Origin of the sequence: Oceanobacillus sp. FSL K6-0118 (genome assembly GCF_038006665.1) — a bacterium.
Classification (GTDB): Bacteria; Bacillota; Bacilli; order Bacillales; family Amphibacillaceae; genus Oceanobacillus; species Oceanobacillus caeni.
In genome coordinates this window covers 1,179,537-1,194,953 of sequence record NZ_JBBOVR010000001.1, presented here as the reverse complement: position 1 = coordinate 1,194,953, position 15,417 = coordinate 1,179,537, and the positions used below count along the sequence as shown (strand labels likewise).

Annotated in this window: 12 protein-coding genes; 2 read left to right on the top strand and 10 right to left on the bottom strand. The window is 38.4% G+C overall.

The annotated features are described in order from the left end of the window. Nucleotides 1-9 precede the first annotated feature (9 nt). From essA to MHI02_RS06195, 10 genes are all read right to left on the bottom strand, one after another. Nucleotides 10-501, bottom strand: a complete 492-nt coding sequence (gene essA, locus MHI02_RS06240; protein WP_204798208.1) for a type VII secretion protein EssA — start codon at nucleotides 499-501, stop codon at nucleotides 10-12. After that, on the bottom strand, nucleotides 476-4,096 hold the full coding sequence (esaA, locus tag MHI02_RS06235) for a type VII secretion protein EsaA (RefSeq protein WP_204798207.1): 3,621 nt from the start codon (nucleotides 4,094-4,096) through the stop codon (nucleotides 476-478). Before esaA ends, essA begins: the two co-directional genes overlap by 26 nt. A 168-nt stretch (nucleotides 4,097-4,264) precedes the next feature. After that, nucleotides 4,265-4,561: a WXG100 family type VII secretion target gene (locus MHI02_RS06230; protein WP_204798206.1), complete on the bottom strand. Its 297-nt coding sequence runs from the start codon at nucleotides 4,559-4,561 to the stop codon at nucleotides 4,265-4,267. Between the two features lie 493 nt (nucleotides 4,562-5,054). Further along, the gene (locus tag MHI02_RS06225) at nucleotides 5,055-5,219 is read right to left on the bottom strand and encodes a hypothetical protein (RefSeq protein WP_204798205.1); all 165 of its coding nucleotides are present in this window, start codon (nucleotides 5,217-5,219) and stop codon (nucleotides 5,055-5,057) included. 83 nt (nucleotides 5,220-5,302) lie between these two features. Continuing rightward, nucleotides 5,303-6,652 (bottom strand): FAD-binding oxidoreductase, encoded by a 1,350-nt coding sequence (locus tag MHI02_RS06220; RefSeq protein ID WP_047184001.1) that lies wholly within the window; start codon nucleotides 6,650-6,652, stop codon nucleotides 5,303-5,305. A gap of 36 nt (nucleotides 6,653-6,688) precedes the next feature. Then, nucleotides 6,689-8,071 carry a YjiH family protein gene (locus MHI02_RS06215; RefSeq protein ID WP_244986949.1) on the bottom strand — a complete coding sequence of 461 codons (1,383 nt, stop codon included), beginning with the start codon at nucleotides 8,069-8,071 and terminating at the stop codon, nucleotides 6,689-6,691. A gap of 52 nt (nucleotides 8,072-8,123) precedes the next feature. Further along, nucleotides 8,124-9,431, bottom strand: a complete 1,308-nt coding sequence (locus tag MHI02_RS06210) for an aspartate aminotransferase family protein (protein ID WP_204798204.1) — start codon at nucleotides 9,429-9,431, stop codon at nucleotides 8,124-8,126. Between the two features lie 168 nt (nucleotides 9,432-9,599). After that, nucleotides 9,600-10,733, bottom strand: coding sequence for a bifunctional cystathionine gamma-lyase/homocysteine desulfhydrase (locus tag MHI02_RS06205; protein ID WP_060667848.1), 1,134 nt, complete (start codon nucleotides 10,731-10,733; stop codon nucleotides 9,600-9,602). Nucleotides 10,734-10,747: 14 nt separating this feature from the next. Then, nucleotides 10,748-11,665 carry a PLP-dependent cysteine synthase family protein gene (locus MHI02_RS06200; protein WP_047183998.1) on the bottom strand — a complete coding sequence of 306 codons (918 nt, stop codon included), beginning with the start codon at nucleotides 11,663-11,665 and terminating at the stop codon, nucleotides 10,748-10,750. Nucleotide 11,666: 1 nt separating this feature from the next. Then, complete coding sequence (locus MHI02_RS06195) at nucleotides 11,667-12,323, bottom strand: class I SAM-dependent DNA methyltransferase (protein ID WP_047183997.1); 657 nt, start codon at nucleotides 12,321-12,323, stop codon at nucleotides 11,667-11,669. A 174-nt stretch (nucleotides 12,324-12,497) separates the two neighbouring features. Here MHI02_RS06195 and MHI02_RS06190 point away from each other — a divergent pair, with 174 nt between their 5' ends. Then, complete coding sequence (locus MHI02_RS06190; RefSeq protein WP_060667846.1) at nucleotides 12,498-13,457, top strand: ABC transporter ATP-binding protein; 960 nt, start codon at nucleotides 12,498-12,500, stop codon at nucleotides 13,455-13,457. Then, nucleotides 13,450-14,976, top strand: a complete 1,527-nt coding sequence (locus MHI02_RS06185) for an ABC transporter permease/substrate-binding protein (protein WP_257456421.1) — start codon at nucleotides 13,450-13,452, stop codon at nucleotides 14,974-14,976. The genes MHI02_RS06190 and MHI02_RS06185 overlap by 8 nt, the downstream gene beginning before the upstream one ends. Nucleotides 14,977-15,417: the final 441 nt, after the last annotated feature.

Here is a 15,417-nt window from a genome sequence, read left to right as displayed (position 1 = left end):
GTCATTCTCCTAATTTGCCAGTTTTCGAATCAGTACAAAAACAATACCTAACACAACGAATACTAAACCAGCCATGCCAGCGATCAGAGCTGTATCCAACCAAGGACTGCTTTGATCTTCATCCTCATCATTACCTGCCGCAACGGTTGGTGCAGTGTAGGTTGTTTCGAACAAGGACTCCCTTGTATCTTTTATAACAGAGCTTTCACCAACTTCTCCTTCAAACAAGGCTTGTTCCAGGTTATCTAGTTCCGTTTCCTGCTGGATTTGAGTCGACTCGATCTTCTGTGTTGTCTCTTCTTTAAATAAATCAGGAAAGACCTGTTCCAATTCAGTTTCCGTATTTTGCTGGTTATGTCCTGATTCATTTTCAATAATTCGATCGATCTTCCACTGCATCTCTCCACTATTTTCTGAACTGTCCTCTGCTGAAGCTAAACTAATTGGCAGCAGCAGAAAACATCCAAGCAAGATACTAATTAGCCTTTTCCAATTGTTCATCATCTTCCCCCTCATTTCCTTGGGAAGGATGTAGGACAAGCAAATTCGCTAACACACCGATGGCAGTAATACCGATAAATACAACAATGCCAATGATGTTATTTGCTGTTCCTTGTATGACGTTTGCTACAAAGCTTTCCACATGTTGCAGTGGCGAATACATGCGTAAACTCTCCATACTGGCAAGACCATTTCCAAGTGCTCTTGTTAAAAGTAAGTACATGCTTAATATAGTAAGTAGGATAAACATTCCAACCATCTTCAACTGTCTTAACAAATATGTCACAATAAAAAGCATGCTCGCCATAGCTAAGACAATGAGAACCGTCCACATGATGAATTCTCCACTTGAGAAATTCAAGAAGTAACCGGAAACAAGGCCAATGATGAGACCTTCAAGCACCCCAATGCCTCCGGTAATTCCAGTAACCAAGGCGTTTTCTCCGACGAGAGACCTTTCTGATTCAAACTGATCTTCATGAATCCGTTTTTGATTAATGGTTGAAATAGCATAGGCTGTAAATAATGCAACAATGAAACAGATTAACACAACGAAATACGGTGTAAATGTATCACCAGTGGAAATAACTCCCTGGCTTTGTGTCTGCACTGGGTTAGAAAGAAAATCATATAAATCTTCATTCGGACGATCACCAATTCGACTATTTGCCAGTACTTCTGTGAAATTATTGACAAATTCCTGATCATTTATCAATTGATCCGTCATAGTAGCGGATAAATTCTCTGCATTACCTACCAGTTCGACGCCACTTTCTTGAATCGCTGTCGCCTGCTTATCAATCGTATCAAAGGTTTGGTAAACTGTTTCAGCTGAATAAAGATTGCTGCTTGCCTGATCTGCAAGGGATTGACTTGTCATTAAGAGCGGCTGAAAATCTTGTGAAAGTGCCATCACGGCAGTTTGTTCCTCTTTTTTATTTGCTTGAATTTCTGATTGTTGCTCCAACATAATTTCCGATTGTTGTTCAACCATTTTCAGGCTTTGTTCCCGCTGTTCGGAAGCATTTGCGATCATTTTAGCAAGTTCTTCATTAAGTCCCTGAGCCTGTTCCCTTGTTGCTGCTACTCTTTCTATCAGCTGACTTGCATTGTCATCCGCTGTTTCAACCAATTGGCGATACGCAGCAATTTGTGCTTGCCAATTTTCAAGTGGGGTGCGGACTTCACTTGTCACTGCCTCGATTGCTCTCCCTGCAACATAATCTTCAAGCAGTGTACTAATATCTTTTCTATTAAAAATAGTGTACAACGAATCTTCGCCTGCGATTTCTTGTAGAGACCCTTGATTTATTGCAGAAGATATATCTCCATTCAAATGTAAGCCAAAATAACTTTCATAAAGGGAAGCTAATTTTTGATAAGGACTAATGGTATTTGACACATTCTTGATTAAGTCTTGTGTCACCTTATCCAAATCCGTTACTTCTGACATTACTTGATGTTGAATGGTATTGTTGATTACTTCTACTATTTCAATTTCAACTTCTTTGTCTTCCTCATTTTTTTCTGTACCTTCACCATTATTTTCTTCATCGTTGCCTTCTTCATTTCCAGATGACTCAGGGTCTTCATTTTGACCAGGTTGTCCTAGATTTGTTTGACCATCACCAGAGCCACTATCATTGGGATTCCCGTTTGAGTTATCTTCCTGTTGATCGGATGAACCAGATTCGTCTTCAGGTTGGTCGTATTCTGACTCAGCATTTTCACCTTCATTGCCAGGTTGACCATTCTCTTCTGTTGGTTCCGGTTCTTGCTGTTCTTCCTCTGGTGATTGTCCTTCCGTTTCATTACCTGAGTCGCTATTGGTATCTTCCTCTTCTCCCTCTGATGGGTTCACAGGTGTAAAAGACATATTGGCTACTTGCGGAATATAAGAAACTTGTTTAGATGCAATTTCCTCGGATTTCCCTTTTTGTTTTTCTTTTTCTATCTTCTCAATTTTACTTTCTGCATCTGTTGTATCTTCCTGTACTAGTTTCCAACCCCATTTAATCGGCTCAAAAATATCCGGGGAATCAGCATTTCCATCTAGCTTAAAGGTTGCTTTCACCGTGAATTCTCCAGCTTTATTGGCAGGTAGTTCTATTTCCTTATTGCTAGAGCTTATCGTCTTTTGATCTGGAAGTTTCACAGATAAATTGGTAACCTGATAGTTTTCAGGAAGGTTCGTTAAAATGAATGTCTGCCCGGCCTTTTTATTTTCCGGAATTTTCACCGTATCTGTCACGGATACACCCTCAGTGGTTAAATGACGCTTCAGGCTATTGAATTGATCCGATATTAATTCCATATCGCCGCTTGATGCGACATATTCAAAATCTTGATTGTATTTCTTCGTTACAGCAATCACATTTTTAATCTCGTTAACCGTATGTTGCGGTAACCCAATTCCTTCAAAATCACTTCCATCTAAAGACGGCAGTTCGGATATGAAATTGTTGATATTTGCCCGCACATTTTTATCTGGCTGTTCTAATAGGATACTGATTTTCAATGTTTCATCCTCAGGAAAAACATCATTCATCATGCCAGATATCGTTTCTTTCGCCTTCTGATCCAATGCGTCAGGATCTAATCTTTCATTTACCCGTTTTTCGGTCTCATTTATGACATCTAGCATCTCTTTAAAATGCACATTTAGCTCTTTTGTACCAGTCATGAGGCTTGCATTGTTTTCATCTGCTTGGGCGAATTGGGTTTGAAGCAACTGATTCATTTCATCCAATTGACTAAGCTGCTGTTCCACTTCCCTACCTGTGATGCCTTCACGTAGACCACGTAACCTATCATAAAATTCAATTGCTAAGCCGCTGTTGGCCTGCTGTAATTCAGCCGCTTGCCGAACGCTAGATTGATAGTCTTGTGATATATCCCATTCCGTTGTCAGACTTTCCTCAAAAGATGCAAGCACATCTTCCAGGCCACTAAAGCTATCCTTTGAAATTTGCGTGTTATCCTTTACCGTTTCAAACTGATTGGTATAGTTAGAAAGCGGGTTTTGGATCGTATTTTGGTATGTATAGGTGTGCTTGGCACTGTTATTTACGATTTGTGCCACACTGTCCTGGGCATCCTGCAGATTACCAATAATGCTGGCAAAGTAAACATCAATAATACGTTGATTAAAATTATTTAAGACGGTACTTGCTGTCTTTTCCGCCTCACCTTGTACATGTTCATTACCAGTTGCATTTATTTTATAATTTAGGACAACTTGTTCAGGTGCTTCAGAATTAATGGATAATGCTTTCTCAGAAAAATCATTAGGAATAACAATCATCATGTCATATGTATTATTCTCAAGCCCACTCTCGGCTACTCCACGACTGACAACATACCATTCATGTTCATTATTTTTCTCCACACTGCTGACAAATGCATCCCCAAAGGCTAGTTCACTGCTGTTAAATATTGCCCCCTTATCCTCGTTCACCAGAGCAATGGACATGACTTGTGAGTCCGGACTATCCTTTACCTCAGAGACAGGATTCACCGCCAAGTAAGACAGCCCTGCAGCAAGAACGAGCGCTAATCCTAGGAATAACAACCATTTTATATAGGTTTTTTTCATTTAAATATCATCCTTTAATCCCTGTAATTTAGTCCATATAAGTGAAAGAAAAACAGGGTTTGACATAATCGATAAAATGAATTAAAAAGCTACACAACGTCTGTCGTGTAGCCCTAAATAAGTGATGTATGGACTAAGAATCCAATTTGATCTTAAAAATAATGTCCCTTATCTAAGACCAAAGTTCTGAGCCAAAGCTTGATCCTGTTGAGCCACTGCTTCAGCTGTTTTCTGTAATTGTGTCTCAATATCTTTTAATAACTCTGAAAAATTTTGCACTTTTGGTGATAACTCGTTAAATTGTGCATTAAAACCCTCAAAAGCAGCACCTTTCCATTCAGCTTCTAATTGAACTTGTAAGTTAGTTAAATTTGTTAGTATGTCATGGATCATTTGAGAACTGTCACCATAGGTCTTTGCCTTTCTTATCAGTTCCTCCGGCGTCATTTGAATTTGTCCTGCCATGTCACTCATCTCCTCCCTATTAATAAAAAATATTATTCTTCCTAGTTAATCCTAAATAACAATATTTCGACAGTCAACCGACATTTTTCACTTTTTTGTAATAATTGGGAACATCTGCTTATATTTCCGGAAAATGAATAAAAATACCTAATAGAGGCAACAGTCCATACAAACGGATCTAACTAGGTAAAAAGTGGCATAGATTAAGTGCAAACCATTTTTATGCAGCCGATGTATAGTCAGGTTGTAATCGTACATGCTGGTGGCTACATTGCATATGAAATCACTCGTTAGGGAGGATAATGTGCGATATTCCTATTCAGGAAAAATATGCAGGTTTTGACAACATGATACAACCAAAGAAACAGAAGACGGCCTAAAGCCTTATTTATCAACAAAATCGAGTAATCTCCTGTATAGAGATTACTCGATTTTTGTTGAATTAGCTACAGTCCCTCCCACTCGAAGTGGCACGAGAAACCTGTACAACTCACTACATATCCCAATGATCCGCTCTAGCTTGTTTTGCTTTTTCCTTATGTGCTTGATTTGCCTTCCCACTACCGAACTCCTTGGAAAACTCTGTATCCTGCTTGCTGGAATCAAATCCTTGTTTATTCTTTTGCTGTGGATCGTTTTTCTTTGTACGTTTCGCCATAATACTCCCTCCTTCCTCTCTTTATTATGAAGAGGGAATTTGGAAATATACGCGAAAAACGGGAAAGCATAAGCAATCCCGTTTTAGAATAGTTTACCTGGATTTAATATTCCATATGGATCCAACAATTGTTTTATACCCTTCATCACCTTAATAGCTGGACCATGTTCGATTTCTTGATATTTTATTTTCCCGATACCAACACCGTGTTCACCGGTACATGTTCCGCCGACCTCAATTGCCTTTTTAGCAAGAGCTTCATTCGTTGATTCTGCAAGCTCTCGTTCTCCTTCTACATTTGGATCAAAAAGAACGAGGGTGTGAAAGTTTCCATCCCCAACATGCCCCCAGACACCACCTCTTAGTCCTGTGTCCTGAATAAGTTTGCGCGCATAGATCAATAATTCAGATAATTTGGATACTGGAACACAAACGTCGGCACCGACTTCATCCATTCCTTCCTGAACAAAGCCTAGAGAAAGTTCTTTACGTGCTCTCCATAGCTCCTGTTGCTCTCGGGGATCATTAGACACAGACCAATTTTCACATCCGAGTTCATGGAGTAAATGATTTACATGCTCCACTTCTTGCTTTACTATTTGTTTATTCCCTGCAAATTCCAAAAATAATGAATGCTTCTCTGGAAAATGATAACCATTTTGTCGATTGATTTCTTCGATACTTTCTTGATCAATTAATTCTAAACGCAAAATAGGAATACCTTTTAAAGAAATAGCTTGGGCTGCCTTTGCACACATTTCCAATGTATCAAATGTACATCTTGCCATAATCGTTTCTTCAGGAATTCCGTAAAGCTTCAGGGTAACTTCCGTAAAAACTCCTAACGTACCCTCTGAACCAACAAATAAATTGGTTACAAGATAGCCAGAAGATGATTTTCTTGCCTTTGTTCCGGTATGAATCACGGTTCCGTCTACCAATACTACTTCTAAATCAAGAATTTGATCTTTCATCGCACCATAACGAACACCGGTTGTACCACTTGCATTCGTCGCTACCATTCCACCAATGGAGGCATCGGTATTTGGATCAATTGGAAACATGAGACCATATTCTTGCAAATATTGATTTAATTCCACCCGAGTAACCCCTGGTTGGACCGTTACCGTCAAATCCTCAGGTGAGAAGTCAATAATCTGTTTCATATTTTTAAAATTAACAGAAATGCCTTTATGTATAGGAATAGAAGCTCCTTCCAGGCCACTACCAATTCCATAAGGTGTCACCGGTATTTCGTGTGATCGAGCAATTTCTAAGATACCCTCAATATCTTGCCGGTTTTCCGGGAAAACAACAACATCGGGTTTGACCGATTCATGTGGTGATTCATCATGACTATGTTGTATTAAAACACTATCCTCTACATTAACTTTATCTGATCCAAGCTTATTAATAAGTTGTTGAATAAACATAAATACTCCTTCTTTTTAGGACAAGGAACCCTCGTCTCAATAAATCATATGAGCAATAAGTACAATAATTGGTAAAGAAATTACGGTACGTTCTATGAAAATAACAAGTAAATGCCATAGTTTAACTGGGACTTTAGAGATCAGTAGCAACGTTCCCATTTCCGTTAAATAAATAATTTGCACAAGGGATAATGCTCCGATTACAAATCTAGTAATTTCCGCTTCAATACCAGATGCTAAAACGGCTGGAAGGAACATGTCAATAAAACCAACAATCGTTGCTGGTGCTGCCTCAGCTGCTTCTGGTAGTCCCATAAGTTCTAGCACTGGAATAATTGGTGATGATATAATTTGAAAAAATGGAGTAAACTCAGCAATGATCAAAGCAATCGTACCAATCGCCATTACTTGTGGCATAAGGACAAATGCAATACCGAGAAAAATATCATTTCCTTGTTTAATTTGATCTTTAAACGTTCCTGCAACTTTTGCGCGTTTCACAGCTTGTTCTACTGCCCAACGGAATTTAGATACATTTTCAGGTACATTTTCTTCATAATGATTTTCCGTATAATACGTATCTGGTATTTTTGAAATGGGTGGTATTCTTGGCATGATTACCGCACTAACCACACCAGCAATGACAATCGTTAAGTAAAAAATCGGAAACATGTGGTCGACACCAAGCATGCCCGCTATAACTAAACAGAATGGAAGAGATACTGTAGAGAAACACGTAGCGATAGCTGCAGCCTCACGACCAGTATAATAACCCGTTTCATATTGTTCTCTAGTAATTACCACCCCAACATTAACATTTCCTATCCAAGAAGCTAGTAAGTCAATGGCTGAACGTCCCGGTAATGTAAATAATGGCTTAATGACCCCTCTAAACAATGTTCCGAAAAACTCCATAATCCCAAAATTAATTAAATACGGCATTAAAAAGGATGCGACAAAAAACCAGACAATTAAACTTGTAAGTAAGCCATACATTACCTGTCCAGTGCCTTCCGAATAAATAACCTCCCACCCTGAGCCCCAAAATGTCATGACGGCAAAAATACCGCCAATCGTTCGAGTTATAGTCCAGAAAATATTCACATCAAATAATGAAGTTAATGTTTCGCTTTTTTGAATAAAGGACGGTTTAAATATTGCTGAAATCAAGCTCATTACCGTTGAAGCGACAATAACAATGGTTACGATTGTAGGTAAAAATGCCGCTAATAAATCAATAAAATATTCCGTTATAATACCTAAAGGGATGTTAAAAGCACCCCCATCAATGATTGGGAATAGAAAAATAAACGCACCAAATAAAGATGGTAAGACAAATTTCATTAATCCTTTTCTATCAATGGAAGCATTTTTTTCTAACTTATGTACTTCATCCGCCTGTTTCAAACTTTCACTCAATGGAAAAACCCCTTCTTGTTTGTCTATTTTTTAAAATAGGAGGTTTAGCTTTCTATAATTCTCCCAATGCCTCATCAAGCCACTCGATACCTTGATCGATTTGTTCTTTTGTTACGGTTAAAGGTGGTAACATACGTATAACCTCACCCGAGTTACCACATAGATAATAAAGAACCCCTTTTTCTAAACAGCTGTTTAATACCGTCATCACGGCATCCCCATCTGGTTCCTTAGTTTCCGCATTTTGAAGCTCAATCCCTAGCATTAATCCAACACCACGAACATCTTTTACGGCATCGTATTTTTCCTTCAGTTTATTTAATTGAGATAATGCATATTCTCCCATTGCTTTCGTGTTATCAAGTAATTTTTCTTCTTTCATGACGGATAAGGATGCAAGTGCTGCTGAACAAGCAATTGGATTTCCGCCAAAGGTTGTCCCATGGGAGCCAAGTGGCCATTGTTGCATCAATTCTTTGGATGCAACGGTAGCACTTAACGGTAATCCAGCTGCAATCCCTTTAGCAATTGCCATAATATCCGGAGTGACATCGAATGTTTGGGCAGCAAACCATTCTCCAGTTCGGCCAAAACCTGTCTGTACCTCATCAAAAATAAGTAAAATTCCATACCGATCACAAATCTCACGCAATTTTTTCATCCATGATTTGGGTGGAATAATATATCCTCCCTCCCCCATTACAGGTTCTAAAATCATACATGCCACTTCTTCTGGATCCACTTGATGTTTGAATAACGACTTCACGTCTTTTTCTAATTTTTCCGGAAAAAATTCTTCAGGATCCGCTCCTTCCGGTAAATATTCTGGTAATGCATACGGCAACTGATACGTTAACCAAGAAGGTTGTTGGTATTTACGGTATTTACTTTTTGACGTTGTTACACTTAGTGCACCAATTGATCTTCCATGAAAATTACCGGTAAATGATAGGACATATGGTCTTCTTGTTACATGTTTTGCAAGTTTAATACATCCTTCAATCGCTTCCGTTCCACTATTTGCGAAGAAAAAGTTATCTAAACCAGATGGCAAAATTTCCTGTAATTCCGCTGCTAGTTTTAAAATAGATTCATAGATGATGACGCCTGATGGACCGTGAACTAAAGAATCCGCAGCTTCCTTTATCGCTTCTACAACTTTTGGATGGCGGTGACCAACGTTTTCCACCGCAATTCCCGAAGTAAAATCTAAATATGTTTTTCCGTCTGCACCATAGTAGTAGCACCCCTCAGCCTTCACAACAGGCAGATTGGGATGATCTTTTGCCATACTCGGTGCTAAATAATTCCCAATGGAGTCCACCAAATGTTGCCAATCATAACTCGTTGTTTTTTCCATATGTACTTCTCCTCCATGTAAATTTTTTCATTTATTCCAATATTAACTTATGTAATTTTATACATTTTATTGCATGAATATAAATTATTATATATAAAAAAAGTTAAATATACAATAACTATTTTAGGGTCGTGGGGACATGGGATAAGGATCCCGTCCCCACTAGCTCTATTCTAGCGCCTGTTCTAAATCTTCTATTAAATCTTCACTATCTTCTATTCCAACAGAAAGGCGGATTAATCCATCTGTAATTCCGAGCTCTTCTCTTCTTTCTTTTGGAATGGAAGCATGCGTCATTTTTGCTGGTACGGATATGAGACTTTCCACCGCACCTAGACTCTCCGCAAGTGTAAAATATTTCACCTTTTGTAACACTTGATCTGTTAATTCTCCGCTTCCAACATCAAAGGAAATCATCCCGCCAAAACCACTAGATTGTTGTTTTGCAATATCGTGACCGCGATGGTCGGTGAGCCCTGGATAATGGATGGATGATACTTTATGATGTGATTGTAGAAATGCTGCAATGCTCCTTGTATTTTCCTCAATTGCTTCCATTCGCAGTCCTAATGTTTTGATCCCTCTCATTAATAGCCAAGAATCATGTGGACCTAAAACCGCACCAACTGAATTCTGGATGAAATGCATTTTTTCCGCTAATTCAATGGAATCAACAACAACTAATCCCGCTACAACATCACTATGTCCGCCAATATATTTCGTTGCACTGTGTAAAACAATATTGGCACCTAAGTCAATAGGTTGTTGCCAGTATGGTGTTGCGAATGTATTATCCACAATTAATAAAAGATCATGCTTCTTAGCGATTTCAGACATCTTTTGTAAGTCAGTGATTTTTAACAATGGATTTGTCGGTGTTTCAATATACAATGCTCTCGTTTTTGGGGTAATAGCCGCTTCTACCTTTTCTGGAACACTAGTATCAACATACGTATGGTCCAATTTGAAACGATTGAATACCTTTGTCATTAAACGATAGGTTCCACCATAAATATCATCTGTCATAACAACGTGATCCTCTGCATCCAATAACATCATGACGGTGGTAATGGCTGCCATACCAGAACCAAAAGCAAAACCGGCTACCCCGTTTTCTAAATTAGCAATTGTTTCCTCAAGGGCATATCTTGTCGGGTTTCCTGTTCGTGAATATTCATAACCGCGATGTTTGCCAGCAGCATCCTGTTTATACGTACTTACTTGATAAATTGGAACAGATACAGCACCTGTTTGTTCATCCGAAGTAATTCCACCATGCACCATTTTAGTTCTATTTCTCATTTTCTTTTCTCCCCTTATATACGATAAATATTTTTACTTAGATATCTGTCACTACCATCTGGAAAGACTATTACAATATTCGTTCCCTCTTTTGCTTGTTCTGCCTCTTTTAACGCGGCTACCATGGCAGCACCAGAAGAACTTCCGACTAGCAGTCCTTCTTTTTGAGCCAATTCTTTAACCATCCGAAAAGCATCTTCATCCGAAATGGTGTGAATGGCATTTAAATAGGACCGTTCCATATAATCAGGTAAAAATTCCATCCCAATTCCCTCTGTTTCATGTGGTCCCGGCTTTCCTCCTGCAATGATTGATCCTTCGGGTTCCACAATAGCTGTCTTCACATCTGGATTCTTTTCTTTTAAATACTGGGAAACTCCCATAAAAGTACCGCCAGAACCTGCACCAGCAACAAAAATATCTACTTTTCCATTTAAATCATTCCAAATCTCCGGTGCGAGGGTTTTATAATATGCTTTTGGATTAGCGGGATTAGCAAATTGTTGCGGACAATAGCTGTTTGGAATGTCATGTACTAATTGCTTTGATTTCTCAATGGCACCAACCATCCCTAAATCTCGTGGTGTATGGACAATTTCTGCACCGAGGGCTTTCATGATCATTTGTTTTTCCCTACTAAAATGTTCCGGTACACAAAAAATAATATGAAGTCCTTTTTCTTTCGCTGCAAGGGCTAAGCCAATCCCAGTATTTCCAGCGGTTGGTTCAATAATGGTACCGCCTTTTGTCACGACACCACGTTCGAATGCATCCTCTATTAATTCCATTCCGAGACGATCTTTCACACTTCCTCCAGGGTTAAAAAATTCTAACTTAGCATACAACCTAACCCCTTTAGGTAAGGAAAAATGGCTAAGCTCTAATAATGGGGTCTCACCAATTAATTCTTTAATTGCGTGATAAACTGCCATGTCACTTCCCCCTTACCTGATCATGCTTCGTAGCAATGAATAGCCAGACAAAGTCATTCATTTTTTCAAATGTTACATCAAAGTGATTTCGGTTAAAAATCTGACGCAATACTTCAATCGTTGTATAATATTCGCTCTTCAAATCATTGGCTAACCGGTGATATTCTTTCTTCATTGCATCTTCTATCATGTCTTCCTTTGCTTTTTCAGTTTCAAAAACAGTATCCGCAAAAATAATTTTTCCATGTGAAGGAAGTAAGGAAGCATATTTTCTTATTGCATCTTCTTTTTCCAAATCTGTTAAGTGATGAAAAGCATAGGTGCTTACAATCGAATCAACGGTCTCGCGGATAGTTGGAAATTCTAGAAAATCTCCATCAAAAACTTGTATAGACGGATATTTTTCTTTTACAATCTTCCGCATTGCTACGGATGGCTCAATGCCAATCAGTTCCTGTCCCTTTTCCATGATTTTCTTAGATAAATTTCCTGTCCCAACTCCAAACTCCAATACATTCCCTTCTGCTTTATTGGCTACTTCTTCCAATATTTCATCATAACGTTCGAATACGGTTCTATATTCCTTATCCGATCCACTAATCGTGTCGTCATAGGAATTTGCCCATTCATTAAACAACGGCAGAAATTCTCTTCCCATTTTTATTCAACTCCAATATTAATTCATTGTTTACAACTCGTATTAATATGAATTATATGTCTAATGATTCCAAATGTTACTGCCTCCCCTTTAATCATCCCATAGGTTTAACATGATGAAAAAAGAGATATAGTTAGAAAAGAAGAATTAGTAAATAGAAGGAGCTTATACAACATGATTACATTTGAAAATGTTAGTAAAGTTTATGAAGATGGGACTAGAGCAGTGGATTCGATAAACTTTACGATTAACAAAGGAGAATTCTTTGTTCTCATTGGTCCCAGTGGTTGTGGTAAGACGACTACTTTAAAAATGATGAATCGACTCATTCCATTGTCAGATGGTACGATTTTCGTCAATGGAAGGAAAATAAGTGATTTTAATATTCACGAACTTCGCTGGGACATTGGTTATGTCTTACAACAAATTGCATTATTTCCTCATATGACGATTGAGGAAAATATCGCGATTGTCCCTGAATTAAAAAAATGGAAAAAAGATAACATTTATCGCCGCGTTACGGAACTATTAGAAATGGTGGGGCTTGACCCGGATACATATCGAAATCGTAAACCGAGTGAACTATCTGGAGGGGAACAGCAGAGAGTTGGAGTAATTCGCGCTCTAGCAGCTGATCCAGAAATCATTTTAATGGACGAACCCTTTAGTGCACTTGATCCACTTAGCCGGGAGAAATTACAAGATGATATCATTCATTTACAAAAAAGTATTAAGAAAACAATAATTTTTGTTACGCACGACATGAAGGAAGCAATGAAATTAGCGGATCGAATTTGTTTGATGAATGATGGGAAAATCGTACAATTGGCAACTCCAGAAGAATTGATAAGTCACCCTTCCAATGACTTTGTTAGAGATTTTGTAAGTGGGGCATCATGGATGAATTCTGATTTCAGCTTAGAGGATCTGATGGAACCTGCACATCATAATAATCTGTCGTCTTCTCCATCATTAACTGCCCATGCGTCACTTGAGGAAGTTTTAACGCTTTTATCTGAACACGAACAAATTAGGGTAGAAAAAAATGGACAAGCGATTGGGTATATCAACAGACAAATGCTCATCCATTATCTTTCTGAAAGTGTACCGGTGGGAGGAAACAATCATGTCTAACTTCATAAATGTATTCCAAAACCGCCAAGATCAATTGATTCAAGCACTTTTTGAACATATTCAACTATCTTTTATCGCGTTATTCTTTGCTGTCATTATTTCCATTCCATTGGGGATTTACTTAACAAAAAAAGCACGTATTGCTGAAAGTATTATTGAAATTACCGCTGTTTTACAAACCATTCCTTCGTTAGCATTATTAGGTTTATTCATCCCATTATTCGGTATTGGAAAGGTTCCTGCTATCATTGCGCTTATTATTTACGCACTTCTTCCCATTCTACGTAATACATATACCGGAATAAAAGAAGTGGACTCTTCTTTAATCGAAGCGGCCATGGCAATGGGAATGAACACACCGAGAAGATTGTTGAAAGTAGAGTTACCTCTTGCAATGCCAGTCATTATGGCGGGAATTCGTACGGCAATGGTGTTAATAATTGGTACTGCTACTCTTGCCGCATTAATAGGCGCAGGTGGTTTAGGTGATCTTATTTTACTAGGAATCGACCGAAATGATTCTTCTCTTATTATTCTTGGTGCTATTCCCGCTGCACTATTGGCCATTATATTTGATTTGTTGTTACGAGGAATGCAAAAACTTTCTTACAAAAAATTACTGGTATCGATTCTTGTAATTGTTATATTGGCTGCCGGTATTTCCATCGCACCTAACGCCTTGAAGGGAAGCCAAGAAAGCATCGTTATTGGCGGAAAATTAGGTTCTGAACCCGAAATTCTGATTAATATGTACAAATTATTAATTGAGGATGAAACAGATTTAAACGTGAAATTAGAACCTGGACTTGGGAAAACATCTTTCTTATTTAACGCTTTACAGTCAGGTGAAATTGATATATACCCTGAGTTCACTGGAACGATTGTGACACAATTTTTAAAAGAAACTGCGGTAAGCAATGATAAACAAGAAGTATATGAGCAAGCACGAGATGGATTATTCGAGAAATTTGATTTTACTTTACTCGAACCAATGCAATATAACAATACCTATGCACTAGCTGTTTCTGCACCATTCGCAGAAAAACATAGCCTTGAATCCATATCCGATTTACATGGTATAGAAGGTGATGTGAAGGCAGGTTTCACTTTGGAATTTTCTGACCGTGAAGATGGTTACGTTGGGATTCAAGAAAAATATAATCTTGAATTTCCTAATCTCGTAACAATGGAGCCGAAACTTAGGTATACAGCTATGGAGCAAAATGAAATCAATTTGATTGATGCCTATTCAACAGATAGTGAATTGAGAAGATATAATCTTAAAGTTCTAGAGGATGACCAAGAATTATTCCCACCATATCAAGGAGCTGCTTTACTTAGGAGTGAAACATTAGAGAAGTATCCGGAATTAGAAGCTATTCTAAACCAACTTGCTGGAAAGATCACCGATGAACAGATGCGCGAGATGAACTATCAAGTAGCAGTTGAAGGAAAAAGTGCTTATAAAATCGCACAGAACTATCTTGAAGAAGAAGGGTTAATTGAAAAGAACAATTAATATAATGAAAGGAACAAGCCATTCCCTTACACCAAATAGGGAATGGCTTTTCAGCTACTTTGTATAAAGAAGACTTCCATCAGCGGTGGTTTTCCCACATCCCCCTCTCACGGTTAGTCGCACTTATCGGACCTTTACGGGCAGGTGATCTCCCACCTACCTTCTTAGTTTCCTCAGAAGCTTAAGGTGGGAGTCTTAAAACGGGTCAAGAACCTTATATTTGAAGCGGGGTAACGGAAATCCTGATCATATACTTACGAATCCTGATTTCTTGCTCCCGTGTACTGATATCCCAATGGTGTTTACCGATATCTTGCTTCCGTGTACTGATATCCCAGCAGTGTTTACCGATATCTTGCTTCCGTGTACTGATATCCCAGCAGTGTTTACCGATATCTTGCTTCCGTGTACTGATATCCTAGTGGTATTTACCGATATCTC